Below are 23,616 nucleotides of genomic sequence, written 5' to 3'. Positions count from 1 at the left end.
GCCGCCTCCGGTCCGGTCTCCGTGACCACGGCGCCGCCCCTTCCCGGGCCTGCACGGCCCCTTCGGATGCCCGCTTCGGGTGCTGCCGGTAGCGCAATGGCTCGTGCTACCCCGATGAGCCACGTCGACACCTGGGGTCACACCATCCCTACCGCGCCGGGCCGCGGCCCGCACCACGTACACGTCCGCCCGGCGCGGGGTACGCGCCGGGCGGACGTCGGGGACGGGCGGGGGACGTCAGGGCGAGGGTTTCAGGCCGAGGTCCTGGGGTACGGCGCTGCCCACCCGGGCGCGGACCGCCTCCACCGCCTCCCACTGCTCGGGGTCGAGGAACGCCAGGGCGGCGGGGAAGACCCCGTCCTGCTCCTTGAGGATGTGCTCGCGCAGCAGGTCGAGCGTGTCGATCAGCCGCCCCGGCCAGGTCGGGTCGGCGAGGAAGGAACCCTCCGCCTCGGCCAGCACCGCCTCGATCCTGCGGTGCTCGGCCTCCAGGGCGGCGATCTGCTCGGGGAACTCGACGGCCATCGCGGGGAACAGGCCGCCCTCCTCCACCTGCGTGTGCGGCACCAGCACCTCGGTGATGTGCCGGGCCAGCTCCGCCATGCGCGCGATGTGCCCGAAGCGGTGGGCGTCGCGCACCTGGGCGATGAGCCGGACGACCGTGTCGTGCTCCTGGGTGAGTTCGTCGATCGTGGTCAGGGACTGGCAGCCGCAGTACTCGCACATGGTGTGCTCTCCCCCGGGGTCAGTGGCTCTGCGCGGTCCGCGCGGGAACCTGGCGCCGGGCTACGGCGTGCCGCACCCCGGTGCTGGTGAAGGCGAGCGCCGCCGCCGCGACCGCGGCGAGCAGCAGCAGCCCGATCGCGTAGCTGCCGTACACCCCGTACAGGGCGCCCATCACCAGCGGCGGCAGGAAGCCGCCCAGGCCGCCCGCGGCGCCGACGACACCGGTGACCGAGCCGACCTTGTTCGCCGGGGCGAGCTGGGCGACCAGCGCGAAGACCGCGCCGCTGCCCGCGCCGAGCGCGGCGGCCATGGCGAGGAAGGCGATCGTGCCGACCGGGGCGAGGGACGGGGTGAGGGACTGGACGAGGGCTCCGGTGAGGACCAGGGCCAGCGAGCCGCCCAGCACCCGGACCGGGCCCACCCGGTCCGACAGCCAGCCGCCGACCGGCCGCATGGCGACCGCCAGCAGCACGAACCCGGCCATCCGGTTGGCGGCGTCCGCCTGCTCGAGGCCGTAGCCGGTCTTGAGGTAGGTGGGCAGGTAGACGGAGAAGGCCACGTAGCCGCCGAACGCGACCGCGTACAGCGCGGACGCCTGCCAGGTGACGCCGAGGCGCAGGGTGGCGCCCAGTCGGCGGGCCAGCGGCTCGGTGGGGACGGTACGGCCGGGCGCGTCGCGCAGCAGCAGCGCGGACACCACCGCGAAGACCGCGAGCGCGGCGGCGGTGATCAGGAACGGGTCCGCCATGCCGTAGGCGTCGACCAGCTTCACCGTGGTCAGCGCGCTGATCGCGGTACCGCCCATGCCGACGCCGAAGATGCCGATCGCCAGGCCGCGCCGCTCGGGCGGGAACCAGGCGCTGACCAGGGGCACACCGACGGCGAACGCGGTGCCGCCGACGCCGAGGAAGAAGCCGCCCGCCAGCAGCGCCGCCAGCGAGTCATGACCGGCGAGGCCGAGGAAGAGGACCGGGACGATGGTGACCGCCGACACCAGCGGGAACATCACCCGGCCGCCGAAGCGGTCGGTCAGCGCGCCGACCGGGATGCGGCCCAGGGAGCCGACCACCACCGGCACGGCCACCAGCAGGGACTGCTCGAAGGCGGACAGTCCCAGGGAGTCCTTGAAACGCGGACCGAGCGGGCTCAGCAGGGCCCAGGCCCAGAAGTTGACGGCGAAGCCGACGGTGGCCAGCGCCAGCATCAGCCATGCCTGCCTGGACACGGCCCCTGCCGGTGGCTCGCTCTGCTTTACAGACGGCTGGAGCATTCCGTCCGTCCCTTCCTGCTCGCGGTGGGCGGCCCCGAGTGCGGGTACGGGGGCCGCGGGCCGTCCGCTCACGGTGTGCGTGCCGGTGACCCGCAGCAACTATCCGCGCCGCGGTACGCCGCGCGGGTGGGCCGAACGGTCCTCACCGGCAGGCCCGGCGGTCCCCGTTTCCGGCTGCCGCGTTACCCGGGCGGCACCGGTGAAACGCGGCGGCCCGGCGGGCGGCGGATCAGGGCCGTTGGGCCCTAACGCGCGGTGGGTGCGGCAGGGGATGGTGGAGGGATGTTCGGCAACAACCGCCTCCGCGCTCTCGACCGGCGAGAGAGCATGCGCCTGCTGGCCAAGGCCCCGGTGGGCCGCATCGTGTACACCCGGCAGGCGCTGCCCGCGGTGCTCCCGGTCAACTTCGCCGTCGACACCGACGGCTCCGTGGTGCTGCGCACCGCGGCCGACTCGGACCTCGTGCGGGCCGTCGACGGGGTCGTCGTCGCGTTCGAGGTCGACGACTACGACGCCGAGGCGCAGACCGGCTGGAGCGTGGTCGTCACCGGCCGCGCCGACGTGGTCACCGACCCCGCCGAACACGAACGGCTGGCCCGGACCGGTCCGCGCTCCTGGGTGGCCAGCCGCAACGGTGTGTTCGTCCGCATCCACTCGGAGATCGTCACGGGGCGTGACATCGCCGCGGTGGCGGAGGACGGCGCCGGGGACGCCTCCTAGGGAGCCCCTTCGGGCAGGTCCGGGGCGTGGGTCCCCGCCCGTGGGCTGGGGGCGCCTTCCGGGCCGTAGCCGAAGCGGACCAGCAGGTGGGGGGAGCAGCGGCGCTGCGGGAGGCGGGCCGCCGCGCGCAGGTCGGGCCACTCCATCGCCTGGTGCAGCATCGAGGTGCGCACCCCGTGCGCGGCCGCCGTCAGCAGGACCCGCTCCAGACCCTGCCCGGCGCGCAGCCAGTCCTCCGCCCGGTCCCGCGCGGTCCACAGCAGGGCCAGCTGGACGTGCCGCTCGAACGGCAGCCTGGGCAGCCGCAGGGCGCGCAGCGGGCCGGTGAAGTCCCGCATCGGCATCCGCCCGGCGGCGTCCTGCGGGCCGAGGGCGGTGACGGGGATGCCGTAGCGGGAGTGCGCGTCCGGGGTGGTGACCCACGTACGGGCCTCGGCGGCACGGTCGGGGAAGGCGCGGTTGCGGTCCTCGGCGGCGGCGGTCAGGCGGAGCAGTCTGCGGGTGCCGCCGAAGTCCGGGAAGTACAGTCGGGCCCCCTCGGCACGGGCGGCGGCGGCCATCTCCGCCAGCACCGGCTCGGGCACCGGGCGGCCGGTGAACGGGAGCCTGCTGGTGTGGCGCCGGGCGATGGCCGGGTACAGGGAGGCGTGGTCGGGCAGGTCGGGTGGGTCACCGGCGGCGGTGACGAGCCGCACGGTCGCGAGCAGGTCGGGGTCGCGGTGGTCGGGCAGCAGGCGGACGACCGGTTCCCAGCCGAGGTGGGCGACGGCTACGCGCAGGTTGAGGACGGCGGTGCCCACGGAGAGGTACTGGGCGCGGCGGTCCGGGTCGGTGAGCGGCAGCGACCGGCGCCGGTCGAGGCGGACCGTGACGGTCCGGGTTCCCGGGTCCATTCCGAAGCGCCAGGGCTGGGTGTTGTGGATCGACGGTGCGGCGACGGCCGCGGCCAGCAGCGTCTCCAGTGCGGTGGCGTCGATCTGCGTGGTCTGCCTCGTCTGCATGACGGCTCCCTGACTGTGTCGTTCGGGGTCAACCCTTTGGGTGGGTGCGCAACCCGGGGCTACGCGGGCAACGCCGTGGCCAGCAGGACCACCCCCAACGAGCCGACCAGGGACAGGACCGCCAGGGACCTGGCCAGATCGGGACGGTGTTTGGCGTGGGCCATGCCGTGGCCGGCGGCGGCGAGCATGACCAGGACGAACAGGCCCAGTTTGGTCGCCAGGGTGCGGCCGTAGCCGGGTTCGGCGAGGGAGGCCCAGGTGACGCCCTTGTGCCAGGCGAGGGCCCAGCCGGTGCCGAGTTGGACGGGCAGGAACAGCGCGCCGGTGAGGATGCCGAACCGGCGGCCCGCCTCGGCGGTGAAGCGGTCCTTCGCGTCGGGGGCGAGCATGCGCCGGGCCAGCGGCAGGATCACCAGGGTCAGCGCGAGCTGACCGCCGACCCACAGGGCGGCCCCGGCCACGTGCAGGAACCGCACCACCGACCACCAGGTGACGGTGTCCATCACCGGCTCACCTCCACCACACCGTGGGCGCCGGACTCGGCGTGCCGCATGTCGTGGTCGACGAAGGAGTAGTGGCCCGCCTCGGGGAACGTCGTCTCCACGAAGCCGCCCTGCGCCGGGGCCAGGTCCAGCACCTGCGCGCCGCCGGGCTGGTCGGGCTTCAGCGAGTAGGCGCCCTCCTTGTAGACGGTGTCGAAGACCGTGCCGACGACGTGGAAGGCCACCCCGTCGGTCGGGCCCGCGGCCACCACCCAGAAGCGCGCCCGCTCCCCCGCCCTCACCTTCAGCGGCGCCTTGCCGTACTGCGCCGCGATGCCGTTGAACGCCCACGCGTCCGGCGTGCCCTCGCGCATCTTGGTCACCTGGGCGGTGGAGCCCGGGGTGCCCAGGTACAGCTCGGAGGAGACGAGGACGTACTCGTGGTCGACCTTCGGCAGGTCGGGCGGGTCGATGACGACCGCGCCGTACATGCCGTTGCCGATGTGCTGGAGCATCGGGGCGGTGGAGCAGTGGTAGAGCCAGGCGCCCGCCCGTTCGGCGCGGAAACGGTAGACCAGGCTCTCACCGGACTGGATGGTGCGCATGGGCCTGTCGGGTGCGAGGGACCCGGCGTGGAAGTCGATGCCGTGGCCCATGCCCTCGTCGTCGTTGACGAGCGTCACCTCGAACACGTCACCGACCTTGCCGCGCAGGGTGGGGCCGGGCGCGGTCCCGCCGAAGGTCCACATCTGCTGGGTGACGCCGGGTGCCACCTCGACGTCGGTGTGGGCGGCGCGCAGGGTGACCTGGTGGACGGTGCCGCCGGGCGCGGGGGCGAGTTCGGCGTCGCGGGCCTGCCAGCCGCCGGTGAACTCGGCGGAGAGGTCGAGCCCGGTGCCGCTGTCGGCCAGGGCGGCGTGTCCGTCGGAATGCCCGTCGGTGTGACCCTCGGTGGACCCGGTCACCACGATGTCGAGGGTCATCCCGGCGGCCCGGTGACCGGGCAGGGTGCACCACGCCTGCCGGTCCTCGGTAACGGGGCCGAGGTCGAGGGTGCGGGACTGGCCGCGGGAGAGCAGCGGGGTGGCGGGGCCGTCGTCGACCTTGAGGTCATGGCGCTGGGCGTCGTCGTTGGTGACCTCCAGGCGCAGGGCGGTACCCGCGGTGACCTCGATCCGGCTGGGCCGCACGCGCATGGAGGCCAGGGTGACCTCGACGGTGCGGGTGGCGGTCGTACCGCCGCCGCTGCCCCCGCCCGCGGCGACGGACGAACCGCCGGTGTCGCCGCCGCTGTTGGCGACCAGGACGGCCAGCGCGGTGACGAGGGCCCCGGCGGCGGTGCCCAGCAGCACCGGCCGCGGTGCGGGGCGTACGTCACGTGCCCCGCGCACCAGGACGGTGACGGTCAGGGCGAGGAAGGCCGCTCCCGCGAGCACCGCCGCCACCAGGCCCGCGGTGTCGAGGGGGCCGGGCAGCGCCAGCAGCGCGACCCCGGCGTTGAGCAGGGCCAGCCGCACGGTCCAGCCCCGCTCCAGGACCGCCCGCAGCGCGGCGCGTTCCTTGGGGGCGCCGCCGATCACGACCGGCAGCAGATAGGTGAGCGCGCCGATCAGCACCTGGGCGACGAAGCCCAGCAGCAGGACGGGGATCAGGGACCCCACGCCGTCCTGCGCCTCGGCGGGCGGACGCGCGGCCAGTACGCCCGCGTCCACGACGACACCGACGCACAGCCAGCCGACGGAGGCGCCCAGCATCCACGCCGCCGCCGCGGAGACGGGGCTGCGCCCGCGCACCGTACGGGCGAACAGCTCCACCGCCAGGGCCAGTCCGGCGGCGTACCCGGCGAGCCCGGCCACCGCCGCCCAGCGCCACCCGGCGGCCAGCGCGACGACGGTGACGAGCAGACCGGTGCCGGTCACGGCCAGCACCCGGCGGGCGGTCCTCGTGGTGCGCTCGGACATCCGGACGCCCAGCACGGTGGGCCAGAGCATGAACAGGGTGCCCAGCACCGGCAGTCCGATCCAGCCGAGCAGGGTGATGTGGACGTGGGCGAGGCGCAGCCCGGCGTACGCGCCGGTTCCGGCGTGGCCCGAGGCCAGCAGCCAGCCCAGCACCGCGCCGCCGAGCAGCGCCGCCGTGGCCGCCCGGTAGTAGCCGACGACGGGGGCGAGCCGCCCGCCGAGCGCGCCCCGGCCCATGCGCACCAGCACCACCAGATGGGCGGCGACGGCGGCGACGAGCAGCGCGCAGGCGGCGCCGGTCAGCAGCGGCAGGTCGGCCCACACCCCGGTGAGCAGTCCGGCTACGGCGACGTTGACGGCGGCCAGCCGGGCGGTGCTCCAGCGTTCGTCGGGCCGCCGGGCGTGCAGCAGCGCGGTGGCGAAGTGCTCGCTCCAGATGACGATGGCGGTGGTGGCGGCGCCGAGCAGGAACAGGTGGATCGCCAGCCAGCGGGCGATGGGCAGGCTCCGCTGGGCGAATGCCGCGGCCAGGGCCAGCGCGAGCCAGCCCGCCACGAGGACGTGGGCGCGCAGATGACGGGCTTTCACACCGGACGGCCGGTACCCGCCGTGGCGGGTGGGTGGTGCGAGGTCGACGGGCTTGCCGGTCACGTTGCTCCTTGCGAGGGCGCCCCGCCGGCCAGTACGGCCGCCAGCTCCCGCTGGTGGGGGAAGGTTCCGGGGCGGTAGCCGCACCAGGGCTCCTCGGCGTACGGGTCGCCGGTGACGCCGTAGGCGCGGGACCGGGAGCCGCCGCACACCCGGCGGAACTCGCAGGCCCCGCAGCGCCCGCCGAGCCGGTCGGCGTCGCGCAGTCCGGTGAAGAGTTCGGAGGTGCGGTAGATCTCGGTCAGCGGGGTGTCGCGGACGCTGCCCGCGCCCAGCGGGAGGAAGCCGCTGGGGTGGACGGTGCCGGTGTGCGAGACGAAGACGAAGCCGCGTCCGGCGTTGACGTCCAGCGGGGGCCTGCGGGCGCGTCGGCCGCCGGTGTCGAGGCCGAGGTCGGCGGCCCGCTCCCGCAACTCCTGGTACAGGGGCCCGAGCCGCAGCGCGCTCACATGGTCCTCGCCGAGGTCGGCGAGGATCTTGCGCTGGAGGGCGACGCGGCGGAAGTGGTGGGCCTCGGTGGTCTTGGCGGGGACGGTCAGGCCGACGTCGTGGACGAAGTTGAGGACGTCCTCGGTCTCGGCGGGGGTGAGCACGCCGAGCGCGCGGCCACGGCCGGTGGGCACCAGGAAGAAGGCGCTCCACAGCATCGCGCCGTGCTCGTGGACGAGTTGGACGACGCCGGGCAGGTCGTGCAGGTTGCGGCGGGTGACGGTGGTGTTGATCTGCACCTTCATCCCGAGGGCGCGGGCGGCGTCCCAGGCGTCCAGGGTCCACCTGTAGACGCCGGGCACGCCGCGGAAGCCGTCGTGGAGTTCGGCGGTGGAGCCGTCCAGGCTGAGGGAGAGCCCGACCGCGCCCGCCTCGTGCACCTCACGGAGGCGCTCGGGGGTGAGGGTGGGCGTGCCGGAGGGGGAGACGGCGACGCGGACGCCCGCCTGTTCGCCGTACGCGATGAGTTCGAGCAGGTCGGGCCGCTGGAACGGGTCGCCGCCGGTGATGACGAACAGCGGGGCGGGGTGTCCGAACGCGGCGACCTGATGGAGCAGGTCCTTGGCGGCGGCGGTGTCCAGCTCGCGCGGGTCGCGGTCGGGGACCGCCTCGGCGCGGCAGTGCAGACAGGCCAGCGGGCAGGCCCGGGTGGACTCCCAGATGACGATGAACGGCTTGTCGGCGACGTTCTGGTGCTGGCGGCGGATCGCCCGGACGGCGCTCACCGGTGCCACCGCGCGATGTGGGTGTGCTGGGTGGGTCCGGCCGCCCGGGAGTCAGGGCAGACGTGGTGGGCGGCCGGACGGTGACCGGCCCGGAGCCGGTACGGCGCCCGCCGCGGAGAGTGACGGGGGAGACAGCCGCACGGGCGCGGGTTGCGGTCGTACACGGGAGAACCTCCGGGTCGGTCGTGGATCAGCCTCCGGCATCGGAGGGGTGCGGCGCGGCGGCCGATGAGCCCTTGGCGGTGGGCCGAAGGTCCCTCGTCGCCGGACGAACCGTCAGGAGCGGGACCCGAGGGCGTCCGCGCCCGCCACCAGCACCGCGCCCACGCCGGTCAGCGCGGCCCCCAGACCCGCGACCAGGGTGGTGATCTCCCAGGCCTGGTAGGCGGAGAGGAGGGAGGCGCGCAGGGACTCGCCCATGAAGGCGGTCTGCCGCAGCTCGGTCAGCTTCTCGTCGTCGCCGCCGGTGGCGTGCAGTTCCTCCGTCACCTCGGCGTAGGCGCGTCCCCCGGTCGCCTTGGCGACATGGTCCTTGATCAGCTCGGCGTAGGCGCGGGCCTGCGGGCCGGTCTCCACGGTCGTGCCCGCGTACCGGGCGAGGTGGGCGGGCAGCCCGCCCTCGGGGAACGTGATCTTCTGGGCGGCCAGTTCGCCGCGGATCTGGGTACGGCCGCCGCGGGCGCGCCACAGCATCACGGGCCCGGCCGCGAGCAGACCCGCGCCGACCGTGGTGGCGAGGAGACCGGCCCGGTTACGGCACCCGCTCATGACGTCACTTCCTCGGCGCCGCGCGCGGCGCGGTGGCTGAACCGCAGCCGCCAGGTCTCGGGGCCGCGCTCCAGGTACTCGGTGGCGAAGACGCCGGGGCGGCGCTCCTCCAGCTGCGCGAGCAGCGGCAGCGGGTCGTGGGAGGCGACCAGCACCATGGAGTCGCCCGGGGGGACGGTGTCCAGGGTGTGGAAGACGGTGGCGTGCCGGACGGCGTGCGGGATGGTCTGTACGTCGAGTTCCAGCTCGCCGCTCTCCTGGGCGCCGCAGCCGCAGCCGCCACAGCCGCAGCCGTCCTGGGTCATCGGGTCGTCGGTCATGTTCTCGGCCTTCGTGCGATCGGTACCGGGGTCCGGGTCAGCGGGTGTCTCGTGGTCGATACGGTCGTGCAGGTCCGCGAGCAGGGCGGGCAGGGGGACTTGGGGTGCCGCCGCGAGCAGCGGCAGGACCAGGCCGTTCTCCTTGGCGAGATGCTCCTCGAACAGCACCTGGAGGGCGCGGGCCTCGGCGGCGGCGAGGGCCGGGTCGGTGGCGTGCCGCAGGGACTCGACGAGCGCGGCCAGACAGCGGTGCTCGCCGACCAGTCCCTCGATGAGCAGCCGGGTGTCGGGCAGCCGCCGGGCGACCGGGTAGAGCACCGTCTCCTTCGCCGCGGCGTGCGGCAGGAGGTCACGGTCGCAGAAGGCGACCAGGCCGGTGTGCAGCCGTCGGGCGGCGCCCGGGTCCCGGCCCGTGGCGGTGAGCAGCAGCGAGACACGTCCGGCCAGTTCACCGGCGATCCGCGCGTGGTGTGCCTCGGCGGCTTCGAGGGCGGTGGCGTCCTCGGGGGCCGACGCGAGGGTCAGAGCGCTCATGGAGGTTGGTCTCCAGTGGGTCAACGGCCGGGTCGGACCGGCCGGTGCGATGGGTTTTGTCCGCCACGCCCCTGAGGGAACCGGTGGACCGGCCGGGGCGGGTCGGGCCACCCGGGTGGGGCGTGGCGGACCGTCGTCCGGCGTGATCAGTCGGGGTGCCGGACGGTGTGACCTGACCGGAAGCGCGCCCCGCGGGCCGCGGCCCCAGGCACGAGAAGACGGGGCCCGGCGGCCGAGCGGCGGTCGTGGCGTCGGCTTCCGGTCGGTCGAGAACAGCTTCTCTCGTACGGGGGTGGTGGGGGCGTGGGCCGGACGGTCCCTGTGGGCGTGCCCACCGGTCCCCGTGTCCTGGGGCGGACAGGGTCCAATGGCCGGAGGGTGGGGGCTTGTCGGCCCAGGCGGGGGCTGGGCGCGGGTGCTTAGCGTCGCGGCCCAAGGGCTCCGCGATCTCGGGCCGCCCGGGGGTGGGTCACGCGGCCCGGCGCTGGCGGAGTACCGCCGCCGCACCCCAAAGGACGTGCATGTTCCTCGAAGATCTTCGGACTGCCTGTGTCAAGGACCCGGCGTTGCGTGGTGCCCGGCGGGTGGAGGTGTTGCTGTATCCGGGGCTGTGGGCCGTCTGGTCGCACCGGGTCGCGCACCAACTGCACCGGCTCCGGGTGCCGTTCGTGCCGCGTTTGCTGTCGCAGGTGGCCCGCGCGCTGACCGGGATAGAGATCCATCCGGGCGCGGTCATCGGGCGCCGGTGCTTCATCGACCACGGCATGGGTGTGGTGATCGGTGAGACCGCCGTCCTCGGTGACGACGTGATGCTGTACCACCGGGTCACCCTGGGCGGCACCGGCTGGTGGACGGACACGTCCGACGGGCGCCGTCACCCCAGCGTCGGCGACCGGGTGGTGCTCGGCGTCGGCGCCACGGTCCTGGGGCCGGTGCACATCGGCCACGACACGCTCGTCGGCGCCCACTCCCTCGTCCTGCGGGACGTCCCGGCCCACTCCCGGGTCTGCTCCCCCATGACCTCCCACCAACCCAAGCACCTACGCAGAAGGACGTCCCATGACAGCGATCCACCCCTCCGTCACCGCGTTGATCGGCCGCACCCCCCTGGTGGAGCTGCGCCGCTTCGGTGAGGACCTCCCGGCCCGGCTGGTCGCGAAGCTGGAGTCCGCCAACCCCGGCGGCAGTGTGAAGGACCGCATCGCCCTGGCGATGATCGAGGACGCCCGGGAGACCGGCGCCCTCCGCCCCGGTCAGCGGATCGTCGAGCCGACCAGCGGCAACACCGGCATCGGCCTGGCGATGGTGGCGGCGGCCCAGGGGCAGCCGGTGACGTTCACCATGCCGGAGAGCATGAGTGTGGAGCGCCGCGCCCTGCTGCGGGCGTACGGGGCGGAACTGGTGCTGACCCCGGCCGCCGAGGGCATGCGGGGTGCCGTCGCCCGGGCCGCCGAACTGGCGGACGCCCACGGCTGGTTCATGCCACAGTAGTTCCGCAACCCGGCCAACCCCGAGGTGCACCGCCGGACCACGGCCCAGGAGATCTGGCAGGACACCGAGGGCGGGGTGGACGTGCTGGTGGCCGGGGTCGGCACCGGGGGCACCGTGACCGGGGTCGGGCAGGTGCTGAAGGAGAAGAAGCCGGGGGTCACGGTGGTGGCCGTGGAACCGGCGGAGTCGGCCGTGCTGTCCGGCGGCGACCCGGGGCCGCACCGCATCCAGGGACTGGGCGCCGGATTCGTCCCGGATGTCCTGGACACCGATGTATACGACGCGGTACGGCGCGTCTGTCTGGCCGAGGCCCAGGACGCGGCCCGTCGGCTCGCCCGTACCGAGGGCGTCCTCGCCGGGGTCTCCAGCGGGGCGGCCCTGCACGCCGCCACCGCCGTCGCCCGGGACCCCCGGCACGAGGGGGACCTGGTCGTGGTGGTGCTGCCGGACACGGGTGAGCGGTATCTCAGCACGGACCTGTTCTCATGAACCCGCGCGCCGGTCCCGGGTCCGGAGGGCCCTCCCCCGGGGCCCGGGACCGGGCCGGTAGGTCGCCCGGTCAGGGACCTTCGGCCCCAGTTGCGAAACACGGCCGGAACCTAGCGTCTTCCCTCATGGAGAACGACCAGAACGCACGGCCCAAGCAGTCGCACGCGGCCCAGGACTGGCCGCTGGCGGCCCGGCGGCTGCTGACCCGCCGCGAGACGTCGGCCGACGGCCGCGCGGTGTTCGGTGAGAACGACGGAAAGTGGGAGGGCTTCTACCGGGACCGCTGGGCGCACGACAAGGTGGTGCGCTCCACGCACGGTGTGAACTGCACCGGTTCCTGCTCGTGGATGGTGTACGTCAAGGACGGCATCATCACCTGGGAGCACCAGGCCACCGACTACCCGTCGATCGGCGCGGACTGTCCCGAGTACGAGCCGCGCGGCTGCCCGCGCGGTGCGTCGTTCTCCTGGTACACCTACTCCCCCAGCCGGGTCCGCTACCCGTATGTACGCGGCGCCCTGCTGAAGCTGTGGCGGGAGGCCCGGCGCAGGCTGGGCGACCCGGTGGCGGCGTGGGCGGAGATCACCGGCGACCCGGCGAAGGCGCGGGCGTACAAGCGGGCCCGCGGCAAGGGCGGCCTGGTGCGCGCCGACTGGGACGAGGTGTCCGAGCTGGTCGCCGCCGCCCATGTGCACACGGTGAAGCGGTACGGGCCCGACCGGGTCGCCGGGTTCTCCCCGATCCCCGCGATGTCGATGGCGTCGTTCGCCTCGGGCGCCCGGTTCATGTCGCTGATCGGCGGCACGCTGCTGTCGTTCTACGACTGGTACGCGGACCTGCCGATCGCCTCGCCGCAGGTCTTCGGCGACCAGACGGACGTTCCGGAGGCCGCGGACTGGTGGAACGCCGGGTACCTGATCATGTGGGGCTCCAACATCCCCGTGACCCGCACGCCCGACGCGCACTTCCTCACCGAGACCCGCTACAACGGCACGAAGATCGTCGCCGTCAGCCCGGACTACGCCGACAACGTCAAGCACGCCGACGAGTGGATGTCCCCGCACCCGGGGACGGACGGCGCGCTCGCGATGGCGATGGGCCATGTGATCCTCAAGGAGTTCCTGGTCGACCGTGAGGTGCCGTACTTCCGGGACTACCTGCGGAAGTTCACCGACGCGCCGTTCCTGGTCGCCCTGAAGGAGCGCGGGGACGGGCACGTCCCGGACGGGTTCCTGACCGCGGCCGACCTGGGCCGTGACACCGAGCACGCCGAGTTCAAGACCGTCCTGCTGGACGCGGCCACGGGTGAGCCCGTGGTACCCAACGGCTCCCTCGGTTTCCGGTGGGGAGAGACCGGTCAGGGCCGCTGGAACCTTGAACTCGGCGACACCGTTCCCGAGCTGAGCCTGCTGGAGCGGGCCGAGGAGACCGTCGAGGTCACCTTGCCGCGCTTCGACGAGGGCGGTTCCACGATGGTGCGCGGAGTGCCCGTGCGCCGGGTCGGCGGGCGGCTGGTCACCACCGTCTTCGATCTGATGCTGGCGCAGTACGGCGTCGTACGGCCGGGGCTGCCCGGTGTGTGGCCGACCTCGTACGACGACGCCTCGCAGCCGTACACCCCGGCGTGGCAGGAGACCATCACCTCCGTGCCCGCCGAGCAGGCGGCGCGGATCGGGCGGGAGTTCGCGCGCAACGCGGAGCGGACCAACGGGCGGTCGATGATCGCGCTCGGCGCGGGCACCAACCACTGGTTCCACTCCGACACCATCTACCGGGCGTTCCTCGCGCTGGTGACGATGACCGGCTGCCAGGGCGTCAACGGCGGCGGCTGGGCGCACTACGTCGGCCAGGAGAAGATCCGCCCGATCACCGGCCTCCAGCACCTGGCGTTCGCCTTCGACTGGCAGCGGCCGACCCGGCACATGGCGGGCACCTCGTACTGGTACCTGAACACCGACCAGTGGCGGTACGAGGCGTTCGGCCCGGACGAGCTGGCATCGCCGCTGGGTGAGGGCCGGTTCGCGGGCAAGTCGACGGCCGACGTGCTGGCGCAGGCGGTGCGGCTCGGCTGGACGCCGGGGCACCCGGGCTTCAACCGCAACCCGCTCGACCTCACCGACGAGGCGGCCGAACAGGGCAAGAGCGTCCCCGAGCACATCGTGGACGAGCTGAAGTCGGGGAACCTGAGGTTCGCCGCCGAGGACCCCGACGACCCCGCCAACTTCCCGCGCGTGCTGACCGTGTGGCGGGCCAACCTGCTGGGCTCCTCCGGCAAGGGCAACGAGTACTTCCTGCGGCACCTGCTCGGCACCGACGCCGCCGTCCGCTCCGCCGAGACCCCGCCCGAGAGGCGCCCGCAGGACGTGGTGTGGCGGGACGAGGCGCCCGAGGGCAAGCTCGACCTGCTGGTCACCATGGACTTCCGGATGACGTCCACCAGCCTGATGTCCGACGTGGTCCTCCCGGCGGCCACCTGGTACGAGAAGGACGACCTGTCCTCCACGGACATGCACCCCTTCGTGCACGCCTTCACCCCGGCGATCGCGCCGCCCTGGCAGGCCCGCACCGACTACGACACCTTCCTCACCATCGCCGACCGGTTCAGCGAGCTGGCCCGCGAGCACCTGGGCACCCGCACCGATGTCCTCGCCGTACCGCTGCTGCACGACACCCCCGACGAACTCGCCCAGCCCGGCGGCGTCGTACGGGACTGGAAGACCGGCGAGTGCGAGCCGATCCCCGGCAGGACCATGCCGAAGCTCGTCGTCATCGAGCGCGACTACACCGCCGTGGCGGAGAAGATCCGCGCGGTCGGCCCGCTGCTCGACAAGCTCGGCACGACCACCAAGGGCGTCACCGTCCACCCCGACAAGGAGATCGAGGAGCTGCGCCACCGCAACGGCACGGTCCGCGACGGCATCGCCGCCGGACGCCCGTCGCTGGCGACCGCCACCCACATGTGCGAGGCGATCCTCGCCCTCTCCGGCACCACCAACGGGCGCCTCGCCACCGAGGGCTTCCGGGAGCTGGAGCGGCAGACCGGCAGCGAGGGCCTGGTGGAACTCGCCTCCGAGCGGGAGGCCGAGCGGATCACCTTCGCCGACACCCGCACCCAGCCGCGCGCCGTGATGACGTCGTACGAGTGGTCGGGCTCGGAGACCGGTGGCCGCCGCTACTCCCCGTTCGTCATCAACGTCGAGCACCTCAAGCCCTGGCACACGCTCACCGGCCGTCAGCACTTCTACGTACAGCACGACTGGATCAACGAGCTGGGCGAGCAACTGCCCGTCTACCGGCCGCCGTTGAACACGCCCCGGCACTACGGCGACGAGCAGCTCCGCGACCGGGGCCGGGCGGAGGTCACCGTCCGCTACCTCACCCCGCACTCGAAGTGGTCCATCCACTCGAACTACCAGGACAACAAGTACATGCTCGACCTGTCCCGGGGCGGCCCCACGATCTGGATGTCCACCACCGACGCCGAGAAGATCGGCGTCAGGGACAACGAGTGGATCGAGGCGTACAACCGCAACGGCGTCGTCGCCGCCCGAGCCGTGGTCACGCACCGGATGCCGGAGGGCACGGTGTACATGTACCACGCCCAGGACCGCAACGTGAACGTGCCGAAGACCGAGGTCAGCGGCAAGCGCGGCGGCATCCACAACTCGCTGACGCGGCTGCTGGTCAAGCCCACCCACCTCGCCGGCGGCTACGCCCAGTTCACCTACGCCTTCAACTACTACGGCCCGACCGGAAACCAGCGAGACGAGGTCACGGTCATCCGCCGCCGCTCGCAGGACGTGGAGTACTGACATGCGCGTGATGGCGCAAATCGCGATGGTCATGAACCTCGACAAGTGCATCGGCTGCCACACCTGCTCGGTCACCTGCAAGCAGACGTGGACCAACCGCACCGGCGTCGAGTACGCCTGGTTCAACAACGTCGAGACCAAGCCCGGCGTCGGCTACCCGCGCCGCTACGAGGACCAGGAGCAGTGGAAGGGCGGCTGGACGCTGGACAGGAAGGGCCGTCTGGTCCTGCGCTCCGGCGGCCGGGTGCGGCGCCTGCTGTCGCTGTTCTCCAACCCGGACCTGCCCTCCATCGAGGACTACTACGAGCCGGTCACCTACGACTACGACAACCTCGTCAACGCCCCCGCGGGCACCGACGTCCCCGTCGCCCGTCCGCGCTCGGTCCTCACCGGCAAGCCCACCGCCATCACCTGGGGCGCCAACTGGGAGGACGGCCTGGGCGGCGCGGCCGAGAACGCGGGCGGCGACCCCAACCTGAGCGGTGAGTGGGCCGAGAAGGTCAAGTTCGAGTTCGAGCAGACCTTCCTCTTCCACCTGCCCCGGCTGTGCGAGCACTGCCTCAACCCGGCCTGTGTGTCGGCGTGCCCGTCCGGCGCGATGTACAAGCGGGTCGAGGACGGCATCGTCCTGGTCGACCAGGACAAGTGCCGCGGCTGGCGGATGTGCGTGACGGCGTGCCCGTACAAGAAGGTGTACGTCAACCACGCCACCGGCAAGGCCGAGAAGTGCACGTTCTGTTTCCCGCGCATCGAGGCCGGACAGCCGACGGTGTGCTCGGAGACCTGTGTGGGCCGGCTGCGCTACCTGAGCCTGCTCCTCTACGACGCCGACCGGGTCGGCGAGGCGGCGGCGACGCCGGACGAGAAGGACCTGCTGGACGCCCAGCGGAACGTCTTCCTCGACCCGCACGACCCCGCCGTCATCGCCGCCGCCCGGGAGTCCGGCATCCCGGAGGACTGGCTGGACGCGGCGCGCCGCTCCCCGGTGTACGCGCTGGTGTCCAAGTACAAGGTCGCCCTGCCGCTGCACCCGGAGTACCGCACCCTGCCGATGGTCTGGTACGTGCCGCCGCTCTCCCCCGTCCTGGACGCGGTGACCAGCGCGGGCGGCAACCAGGACGACCCCGACCACGTCTTCGCCGCCGTCACCCGGCTGCGCATCCCGCTGGAGTACCTGGCGGAGCTGTTCACCGCCGGGGACACCGACGTCGTGGGCGGTGTGCTGATGAAGCTGACCGCGCTGCGCTCCTTCATGCGGGAGCGGACCCTCGGCGAGCCCGGCGACGAGACCGTGGTCAAGGCGGTCGGGATGACCGCCCGGGAGGCGGAGGACCTGCACCGGCTGCTCGCCGTCGCCAAGTACGAGGACCGGTACGTCGTCCCGGCCGCGCACAAGGAGGACGCGGCGGCGCTCACCGCCATGGAGGACCGCTGCCCGGTGGAGACGTCCGGCGACCCGCAGCCCACCGACGGCCGCCGCGTGATGCTCGGCATCCCGACCCTGCGCCGCGCCTCGACCGGAGGAAAGCCGTGAGCCCCCTGCCGACCACCGTGCCCGGCATCGTCCGCACCCGGGTGAAGGCGGCCCTGCGCCGCCCGCACCGGGACGCCGCCCCGCTCACCCCCGAGCAGGAGGAGACCCGCGCCCTGCTGCTGCGGCTGATGTCGCTGCTGCTCCAGTACCCGGACGACTCACTGGCCGCGGCCCGCCCGGTGCTGACGGCGACCGTCGAGGCACTGCCGCCGTCGGAGGCCGCGACGGAACTCGGTGAGTTCGTCCGCTATTTCGTGGACCAGGAGACGGACGAACTGGAGCGGCACTACGTCGAGATGTTCGACCTGCGCCGCAAGAGCAGCCTCTACCTGACGTACTACCTGCACGGCGACACCCGCCGCCGCGGCATGGCCCTGCTCACCCTGGCCCAGCGCTACCGCGCCACCGGCTGGGACGTCGACGGCGGTGAGCTGCCCGACCACCTGCCCGTGGTCCTGGAGTACGCCGCCCTCGCCGGGCCGCGCGCCGGGGAGGCGCCGCTGCGTCAGCACCGGCGCGGCATCGAACTGATCCACCGGGCGCTGACGGACGCGGACTCCCCGTACCGGCACGTCCTGGCGGCGCTGGTCACACTCCTGCCGCCGCCCACGGAGGCCGACCTGAACGCGGTCGCCGAACTGGCCGCGCAGGGCCCGCCGAACGAGGACGTCGGCCTGGACCCGTACGGCGCGGACGGGCTGTTCGCCCCGCCCGGCACCTTCGTCCCACCCGCCCCCGCCCCGCCGACGACCGTGGAAGGTCACCGATGAACGTCTCCGGAACCGACCTTGTGCTCTGGCTCGCCCTGCCCTACATCTGCCTCGCCGTGTTCGTCGTGGGGCACGTCTGGCGGTTCCGGCAGGACCAGTTCGGCTGGACCTCCCGCACCAGCCAGCTCCTGGAGCACCGCTGGCTGCGCTTCGGCAGCCCGCTGTTCCACATCGGCGCCTTCATGGTGATCGCCGGACACGTGGTGGGCCTCGCCGTCCCCGCGTCCTGGACGGAGGCCGTCGGCATCACCGAGCACGCCTACCACACCACCGCGGTGTGGGCGGGCTCGGTCGCCGGGGTCGCCATGGTGGCGGGGCTCGGCATGCTCTGCGCGCGCCGCCTGCTGACCCGCAGCATCCGCCTGGGCACCGACCGCAGCGACAAGCTCCTCTTCCCGCTGCTCGCGGCCACGGTGCTGCTCGGCATCGTCGCCACCGCCGCGCACAACGTCTTCGGCGCGGGCTACGACTACCGCTCCACCGTCTCCGTCTGGTTCCGCGGCCTGTTCACCCTCCAGCCGGAGCCGGAGGCCATCGCGGGCGCCCCGCTGCTGTTCCAGCTGCACGCCCTGACCGCCTGCCTGCTCTTCGCTGCCTGGCCGTTCACCCGCCTGGTGCACGTGTGGAGCGCGCCGGTCGGCTACCTGGTCCGCCCGTACGTGGTCTACCGCCGCCGGGCCGCCGCCCCGGCCCGGCAGGACACCACCGCCGCCGGCCAGCGGCAGCACCGCCGCGCGGCATGAGACCGGTCAGCGACGCCGGCCCGCAGCCCCGCACCGGACCGGCACCCGCCCCGTCGGCGGACCGGCGGACCGGCTGGCTGATGACGGTGACCGGCCTCGTCGGCTGGCTGGCGTCCTTCCGCCTCACGGTCGACGACTGGCACGTGCTGAAGGACCCGCACTACCGGCCGTCCTGCGACATCAACCCTGTGATCGGCTGCGGCAGCGCGATGGCCAGCCCCCAGGGCAACCTGCTCGGCTTCCCCAACATGCTGCTCGGCCTCGCCGCGTTCGCCGCGGTCGCCGCGCTGGGTGTGGCGGTGGTGACGGGCTCGCGCCTGCACCGGGGCGTATGGCTGACGCTCACCGCGGGAGCGCTCGCCGGGGTCGTCTTCGTTCACTGGCTGATCTGGCAGTCGCTGTACTCGATCAACCGTCTCTGCCCGTACTGCGCGGTGGTGTGGATCGTCACCATCGCCCTGTTCTGGTACCTGACCCTGCACACCTTCCGCCACCGCGTCGGCCTCGCCGTACGGGAGAACCACTGGCTGATCCTGTCCGGCTGGTACGGCGTGATCCTGATCCTCGTCGCCACCCGCTTCTGGACGTACTGGAGCGGCCTGCTGTGACGGAGTGCCTGTCCCTGTCCCTGCCCCCGAAGGAGCAAGCCCCATGTCCGCCACCGTGATCACCGACCTCGCCGCCGAACTCCCCCTCCCCGAGGACGGCACCCTCAGCCGCGTCCTCTACCGCGACGACCGCCTCCGCGTGGTCGGCTTCGCCTTCGCCACCGGCCAGGAACTGACCGAGCACACCTCGGCCCTGCCCGTCGTCATCCAGGTCGTCAAGGGCCGCCTCGACCTGGTCCTCGGCGAGGAGAAGACCGAGGCGGGCCCCGGCACCTGGGTCCACCTCCCGGCCCGCCTCCCCCACACGGTCCGCGCCACCGAGCCCACGATCATGCTGCTGACGATGCTGCCGTGAAGCCGCCCTCCTTGAGGGCACCGACGAACACCCGCCACTCATCGGCCCCGAAGGCTATGACGGGACCGTGGGGCCGCTTGCTGTCACGGACGGGGACGACGGCGGCGAACCCGTCGGAGACTTCGAGGCAGGCGCCGCCGTCTTGGTTGCTGTGGCTACTCTTGCGCCACGACGTTTCCCTGAGGCCGACGATTCGCACGGCGCTTCCTCCAACATGCGCAGGATGTAATTCCGTGACTCGGCCCGGGACAAGGCCAGGTCGCGCACAGAATCGTACGCCTTCTGGAGGCGCACAACGGGCGTGGATTCTTCGATGAGTTCGCCCCGGTAGCCGTTCTCGGTCGCTGGGAAGACCTCGACCTCGACGGCGGAACGGCCAGCATCCACCGCTCCCTCCAGCGCACCCGCACCAGCGGCCTGACCACCCTGGACACCAAGACCCGCGCTTCCGAACGCCGCATCGCCCTCCCCACCAAGTGCATTCACTCGCTCAAGAGCCACCGGGAACACCAGCAGGAAGAACGTCAGGCCGCAGAAACGGGCTGGACGGACAACGGACTCGTCTTCACCACCACAATCGGCAGCCCCCTCGACCCCACCAACCTGACTCGGCGCTTCGGCCGACTCCGCCGTCGGGCAGGGCTTCGCCGCATCCGTTTCCACGACCTCCGGCGCTCGACCGCCACTCTGCTCCTTGAGCAGGGCGTCGACCTCGTCGTAATCAAGGAACTCCTCGGCCACGCCCACATCGGCGTCACCGCTGGCGTCTACGCCCACGTACGACTCCGCCTCCAGCGCCAGGCCATCGATGCCCTCGGCACCGCCCTCAGCCCGACCGACGACGGCCCTGACGCCCCACCCTCCGCAGCCGACGTCCGCTAACGTTGCCGTCAGAGTGGGCCCGGGTGTCACAGAAACAATTTCCGTGACACCCGAGCCCACTCTTATTCGCCTGTTAGCGAATTAGAACTCCCACCATCAGGCAGATGACTCACACCTGAAATGGGGTTTCGCTTGCATCAGCTAGCGAGTTTCCTCACCCATTGCGACGAGAGCCCCACGGGCAGCGTCAATGACATCATCCCATACCCGCGTTTGGATGATTTCCGCATCAGATGATGACGGTACAGAAATTGCGCGGTCCAGCACCGAATTCAGGGCCTGCATAGCTGCAACTTCCTCTTCATCAACGAGGACGAAACCCAGCCTCCCGCGCGGTTCCGCGAGAACGCCAGAATCATCGAAAAAATCTAGCGCCTCATCGAGACCGGAAATGCCTGAATCCCTCGACATCCAGTTCTCCTCCTGCCAACCCTTGTCACTCAGCCTGACCAGCCAGTCGATCAACTGAGCGCGGATCCAAGGAGTCTGTAGTTCAGCGGTCTTAGGGGGCATTCCAGCTCCTCCATGTCTGCCACTCACTAAGGGGAACATGGGCTTCCACGGGGTAATCCTGAATTCTTGCTCCAGCTGGAAGCAACTGGCCCCCTCTGCCGACGATCCTGCCACCCGAGTTGATTATGACGTGATCAACCTGCTGACTCCCCCACTGCGAATTGGGATCCCCCCTATCGATACGAACACTGTCCTGGCCCCTCGGAGCCCGCCACACAAAACCTTGCTTACTATCGTTCTTCTTGAACTTCTTGGTCATGTTGGGGCCCGACCAGCCGCTGGGGATTTTTCCGCTTCCATACGGGAACCACCCCGGCCCGATCTCCGGGCAACCGCCAGAATTATGGACGAGTACTGGCGTGGCCCCCGCCAGCACATAGTACGTGTGCTACGCGGTACCCCTCTACCTGCTTTTTCGCTGGTCAGCGTGGGTTTTGCGTTCCGCTGGCGTCCGTGGTTGTGCGGGGGAATCCGTGGGTGTTGCCGTCGCTACTGCCGCCAGGAGCGGGCGGCTGGCGCTGGTGCCATTTCTCGCCCCGCCGGTCACCGTGGAGTTTGTCGGGCCACCGTGTACGCGGTCGGGCCAGTAAGCCCAGTCCCTGTGCCGTCGAGCATGTCCAGGACCTCGAAGCCGGCGCCCTCCGCGTAGCGTTCGAGCTCCTGGGGGAACAGGACACGTCTGCGGATCTCGTCTCGAGCCTCGTCGCCTGAGGGAAGCATCCAGTGCCGGTGCATGGTGTTGATCTGGGTCCGCAGGTCCCACGTGTGGCGGATGGTGACGGTCGCGGATCCCGTCGGGGTGTCGACCGTGGCGGTGGTTGTCTCAGTCCGGGTGATCGGGGCGACGGGAGAACACAGCACGAGCAGCGCTCCCGGCCGGGCGTGAGCCGCGAAAGTGGCGAAGACCTGACCGATGTCGTTGTTGTCGTGCACGTAGGCGAGGCTGTTGCCCATGCAGGTCACCACGTCCACGCGGCTGCCGAGTCGTACGGTGCGCATGTCGCCAGTGCGGATGTCGAGCCCGGGACGGGCCTGGTGGGCGTAGTCGACCAGGCCGGGCTGGAGGTCCACGCCGATGCACTCGAAGCGCTTGGCCAGGATCTCCAGGTCCCGGCCGGTACCGCATCCGAAGTCGACCAGGGTCCGGGCGTCCGGCCGGTGCGACTCGATCAGGCTCTGGCACATTCCGGCGCTTGTGCTGTCGGACTGGACCATGTCGTAAAGTGCCGGATCGCGGTACAGGAGGTTGGTGGCTTCCACGTGCTCGGCTTCCGTCTCGGGGCTGGTCACATGAGGCTTCGCAGTCCAACCTCCAGGGCGAGCACATCGCACAGCAGATCGGGGATGACCGGCGCGGAGTCGGCGTTCGTCCGCGCCTGGGCGAGAGCCTTGCCGTCAACGTAGCCGAGGTCCACCAGGATGGACTCCTTCAGCATGTCGTCCAAGACCGGCAAGCCGTAGGAACGTAAACCCTTCTCCAGGACGGCCAGGAAGTTCTCCGGTTCGGCCGGCGCGGCCACCCACTCGGGCAGCCCGGCCCGCCGGATCCGCTCGCGGAACAACGCCTTGCCGCGCTTGTACTCGTGCGGTAGCTGCTCCATGAACCGCACGATCCGCGGGTGCGCGAGCGGGTTCACCGGCCAGATCCCGGCCCGGAGGAATCCGGGGTTGTGCATCCCGAACGCCATCAGGGTCGGTACGGGCAGTACCGGGATGGGCGCCAGATGCTCGTTCACCTCGGCGAGTGCTCGGGCTGCCTTGGCTCCGAGCCACGGTGCGGGTTCGGGTGTCGGCAGTTCGGCCTGTGTCCTGGAGTGGTGGGCGTTGATCTCGTCGCCGCCGCTGCCCGTGAACATCACCTCGCACCGCCGTACGGCTGCCTGCTCGCGCACGACATCGAACGCCTCCTGATAGAAGGCTCCCGCCGGATCGTGCGGCTTGCACAGATCGCGCACGCCTCCAGCGCAGAAGGGTGGGTGCTGCATGGCGGGCGTGGCCGTGTCCCGGAAGCCGCAGTGCTCCACAAGGGCCCGACGCCGCTCGCTCTGTTGCCTGCCGGTGCTTCCTCCCACCAGCAGGCCGAAGCTGTACACCTCGGGGAAGCGGGCTGCTTTCACGGCCAGGGCGACGTTCCCGGAGTCCGCGCCGCCCGACAGCTCAACACCCACACATCCAATGGCCGTCGGTGCCTGGCGGATCACGTCGGTCAGCAATTCGTCCAGAGCGGCGAGTGGGTCAACGCCGGCACGCAGCGTACGTGGCTCAAGTACGTGTTCGGCGGGGTCGGGGTAGTGGATGCTGAGTCCCGAAGGGGTGAACGTGGCCGCTGCCCGTTCGGTGAGGCGGTAAACGCCTTGGAAGAGCGTCTCGGACGTGTAGCGGTGCTGCCTCGTCAGCGTTCGGGTGACAACGCGCGGCACCAGGCGGTCTGCCTGCATATACGGTCGCAGTAGTGTCAGGTCCCAAGAGGCGTGCAGTTCCTCGGCCTTCTCTGTCAGATAGAGCGGGGCTGTGCCGAAGACGCCCGCCGCCAGGCGGGCTTGTCCGGGCTCCATGGTGAGTTCGACGAAGTCGGCCTCGTCCCGCTTGCACTCCTTCACGCGGACCCGTACGCGCGGCGCTTGGTCGTCGTTGACCTCCATGACCAACGTGGACACGTTCGCGGGCTCGATCCAGCTCTCGCCGTTGGTCCAACGGCCGCCCTGTGATCTCCACTTGGGCTCCTGGAGATCGGCCAGGCGCAGACGCATCGACAACATGTAGTCCCCTTCCGAT

20 protein-coding genes and 3 pseudogenes are annotated in these 23,616 nt (G+C 71.8%); 10 read left to right on the top strand and 13 right to left on the bottom strand.

Annotated features, from left to right (window positions below):
- Positions 1-237: 237 nt before the first annotated feature.
- Together KBY47_RS14445 and KBY47_RS14440 are read right to left on the bottom strand one after the other, a co-directional pair.
- Complete coding sequence (locus KBY47_RS14445) at positions 238-726, bottom strand: hemerythrin domain-containing protein (protein ID WP_210921490.1); 489 nt, start codon at positions 724-726, stop codon at positions 238-240.
- Between the two features lie 19 nt (positions 727-745).
- Positions 746-1,996 (bottom strand): NarK/NasA family nitrate transporter, encoded by a 1,251-nt coding sequence (locus tag KBY47_RS14440; protein ID WP_210921489.1) that lies wholly within the window; start codon positions 1,994-1,996, stop codon positions 746-748.
- Positions 1,997-2,278: 282 nt separating this feature from the next.
- Between KBY47_RS14440 and KBY47_RS14435 the strand changes: the two genes are divergently transcribed.
- On the top strand, positions 2,279-2,716 hold the full coding sequence (locus KBY47_RS14435; protein WP_210921488.1) for a pyridoxamine 5'-phosphate oxidase family protein: 438 nt from the start codon (positions 2,279-2,281) through the stop codon (positions 2,714-2,716).
- Here the strand turns inward: KBY47_RS14435 and KBY47_RS14430 are convergent.
- From KBY47_RS14430 to KBY47_RS14405, 6 genes are all read right to left on the bottom strand, one after another.
- A complete protein-coding gene (locus KBY47_RS14430) occupies positions 2,713-3,717 on the bottom strand; it encodes a nitroreductase family protein (RefSeq protein ID WP_210921487.1) in 1,005 nt (334 codons plus the stop codon). The genes KBY47_RS14435 and KBY47_RS14430 overlap by 4 nt on opposite strands.
- 59 nt (positions 3,718-3,776) lie before the next feature.
- Positions 3,777-4,220: a hypothetical protein gene (locus KBY47_RS14425; RefSeq protein ID WP_210921486.1), complete on the bottom strand. Its 444-nt coding sequence runs from the start codon at positions 4,218-4,220 to the stop codon at positions 3,777-3,779.
- Entirely contained in the window at positions 4,220-6,811 is a 2,592-nt protein-coding gene (locus tag KBY47_RS36540) for a multicopper oxidase domain-containing protein (RefSeq protein ID WP_210921485.1), read from the bottom strand. The genes KBY47_RS14425 and KBY47_RS36540 overlap by 1 nt, the downstream gene beginning before the upstream one ends.
- Positions 6,808-8,022 (bottom strand): TIGR04053 family radical SAM/SPASM domain-containing protein, encoded by a 1,215-nt coding sequence (locus tag KBY47_RS14415; protein ID WP_308405156.1) that lies wholly within the window; start codon positions 8,020-8,022, stop codon positions 6,808-6,810. Before KBY47_RS14415 ends, KBY47_RS36540 begins: the two co-directional genes overlap by 4 nt.
- A 276-nt stretch (positions 8,023-8,298) precedes the next feature.
- Positions 8,299-8,790, bottom strand: a complete 492-nt coding sequence (locus tag KBY47_RS14410; protein ID WP_210921483.1) for a hypothetical protein — start codon at positions 8,788-8,790, stop codon at positions 8,299-8,301.
- Complete coding sequence (locus tag KBY47_RS14405; RefSeq protein ID WP_210921482.1) at positions 8,787-9,644, bottom strand: DUF2249 domain-containing protein; 858 nt, start codon at positions 9,642-9,644, stop codon at positions 8,787-8,789. The genes KBY47_RS14410 and KBY47_RS14405 overlap by 4 nt, the downstream gene beginning before the upstream one ends.
- Before the next feature lie 521 nt (positions 9,645-10,165).
- On the opposite strand from KBY47_RS14405, the gene epsC reads away from it, so the two are divergent.
- From epsC to KBY47_RS14365, 8 genes and pseudogenes are all read left to right on the top strand, one after another.
- Entirely contained in the window at positions 10,166-10,777 is a 612-nt protein-coding gene (gene epsC, locus KBY47_RS14400) for a serine O-acetyltransferase EpsC (protein WP_210921481.1), read from the top strand.
- Positions 10,704-11,624: pseudogene (cysK, locus tag KBY47_RS14395) on the top strand (cysteine synthase A). Before epsC ends, cysK begins: the two are co-directional and overlap by 74 nt.
- A gap of 125 nt (positions 11,625-11,749) precedes the next feature.
- Positions 11,750-15,436, top strand: coding sequence for a nitrate reductase subunit alpha (locus KBY47_RS14390; protein WP_210921480.1), 3,687 nt, complete (start codon positions 11,750-11,752; stop codon positions 15,434-15,436).
- 1 nt (position 15,437) lies between these two features.
- On the top strand, positions 15,438-16,970 hold the full coding sequence (gene narH, locus KBY47_RS14385) for a nitrate reductase subunit beta (protein WP_210921479.1): 1,533 nt from the start codon (positions 15,438-15,440) through the stop codon (positions 16,968-16,970).
- Positions 16,967-17,740: a nitrate reductase molybdenum cofactor assembly chaperone gene (narJ, locus tag KBY47_RS14380; RefSeq protein WP_210921478.1), complete on the top strand. Its 774-nt coding sequence runs from the start codon at positions 16,967-16,969 to the stop codon at positions 17,738-17,740. Before narH ends, narJ begins: the two co-directional genes overlap by 4 nt.
- Complete coding sequence (gene narI / locus KBY47_RS14375) at positions 17,737-18,483, top strand: respiratory nitrate reductase subunit gamma (RefSeq protein WP_210921477.1); 747 nt, start codon at positions 17,737-17,739, stop codon at positions 18,481-18,483. The genes narJ and narI overlap by 4 nt, the downstream gene beginning before the upstream one ends.
- Positions 18,480-19,091, top strand: a complete 612-nt coding sequence (locus tag KBY47_RS14370; RefSeq protein ID WP_247694696.1) for a vitamin K epoxide reductase family protein — start codon at positions 18,480-18,482, stop codon at positions 19,089-19,091. The genes narI and KBY47_RS14370 overlap by 4 nt, the downstream gene beginning before the upstream one ends.
- Before the next feature lie 43 nt (positions 19,092-19,134).
- Positions 19,135-19,446 carry a cupin domain-containing protein gene (locus KBY47_RS14365; protein WP_210921476.1) on the top strand — a complete coding sequence of 104 codons (312 nt, stop codon included), beginning with the start codon at positions 19,135-19,137 and terminating at the stop codon, positions 19,444-19,446.
- On the opposite strand, the gene KBY47_RS14360 is transcribed toward KBY47_RS14365, so the two are convergent.
- Entirely contained in the window at positions 19,421-19,645 is a 225-nt protein-coding gene (locus tag KBY47_RS14360; protein ID WP_210921475.1) for a DUF397 domain-containing protein, read from the bottom strand. The genes KBY47_RS14365 and KBY47_RS14360 overlap by 26 nt on opposite strands.
- Positions 19,633-19,788, bottom strand: a pseudogene (locus tag KBY47_RS14355) (XRE family transcriptional regulator); the annotation flags it as partial. The pseudogene KBY47_RS14355 and the gene KBY47_RS14360, both read right to left, overlap by 13 nt.
- Here KBY47_RS14355 and KBY47_RS14350 point away from each other — a divergent pair.
- Positions 19,789-20,328 (top strand): annotated as a pseudogene (locus KBY47_RS14350) (tyrosine-type recombinase/integrase); the annotation flags it as partial. It lies immediately after the preceding pseudogene.
- Between the two features lie 141 nt (positions 20,329-20,469).
- Here KBY47_RS14350 and KBY47_RS14345 read toward each other — a convergent pair.
- The 3 genes from KBY47_RS14345 to KBY47_RS14335 form a co-directional block, all read right to left on the bottom strand.
- Positions 20,470-20,841, bottom strand: a complete 372-nt coding sequence (locus tag KBY47_RS14345; RefSeq protein ID WP_210921474.1) for a hypothetical protein — start codon at positions 20,839-20,841, stop codon at positions 20,470-20,472.
- A gap of 543 nt (positions 20,842-21,384) precedes the next feature.
- Positions 21,385-22,131 (bottom strand): class I SAM-dependent methyltransferase, encoded by a 747-nt coding sequence (locus tag KBY47_RS14340; RefSeq protein WP_308405155.1) that lies wholly within the window; start codon positions 22,129-22,131, stop codon positions 21,385-21,387.
- Positions 22,128-23,600, bottom strand: a complete 1,473-nt coding sequence (locus KBY47_RS14335; protein ID WP_210921473.1) for an asparagine synthase-related protein — start codon at positions 23,598-23,600, stop codon at positions 22,128-22,130. Before KBY47_RS14335 ends, KBY47_RS14340 begins: the two co-directional genes overlap by 4 nt.
- Between the last annotated feature and the right edge of the window lie 16 nt (positions 23,601-23,616).

Origin of the sequence: Streptomyces sp. B93, assembly GCF_018070565.1 — a bacterium.
Taxonomy (GTDB): domain Bacteria; phylum Actinomycetota; class Actinomycetes; order Streptomycetales; family Streptomycetaceae; genus Streptomyces.
The sequence above is the reverse complement of the archived record's forward strand: the minus strand, read 5'-3'. Positions and strand labels throughout refer to the sequence as shown.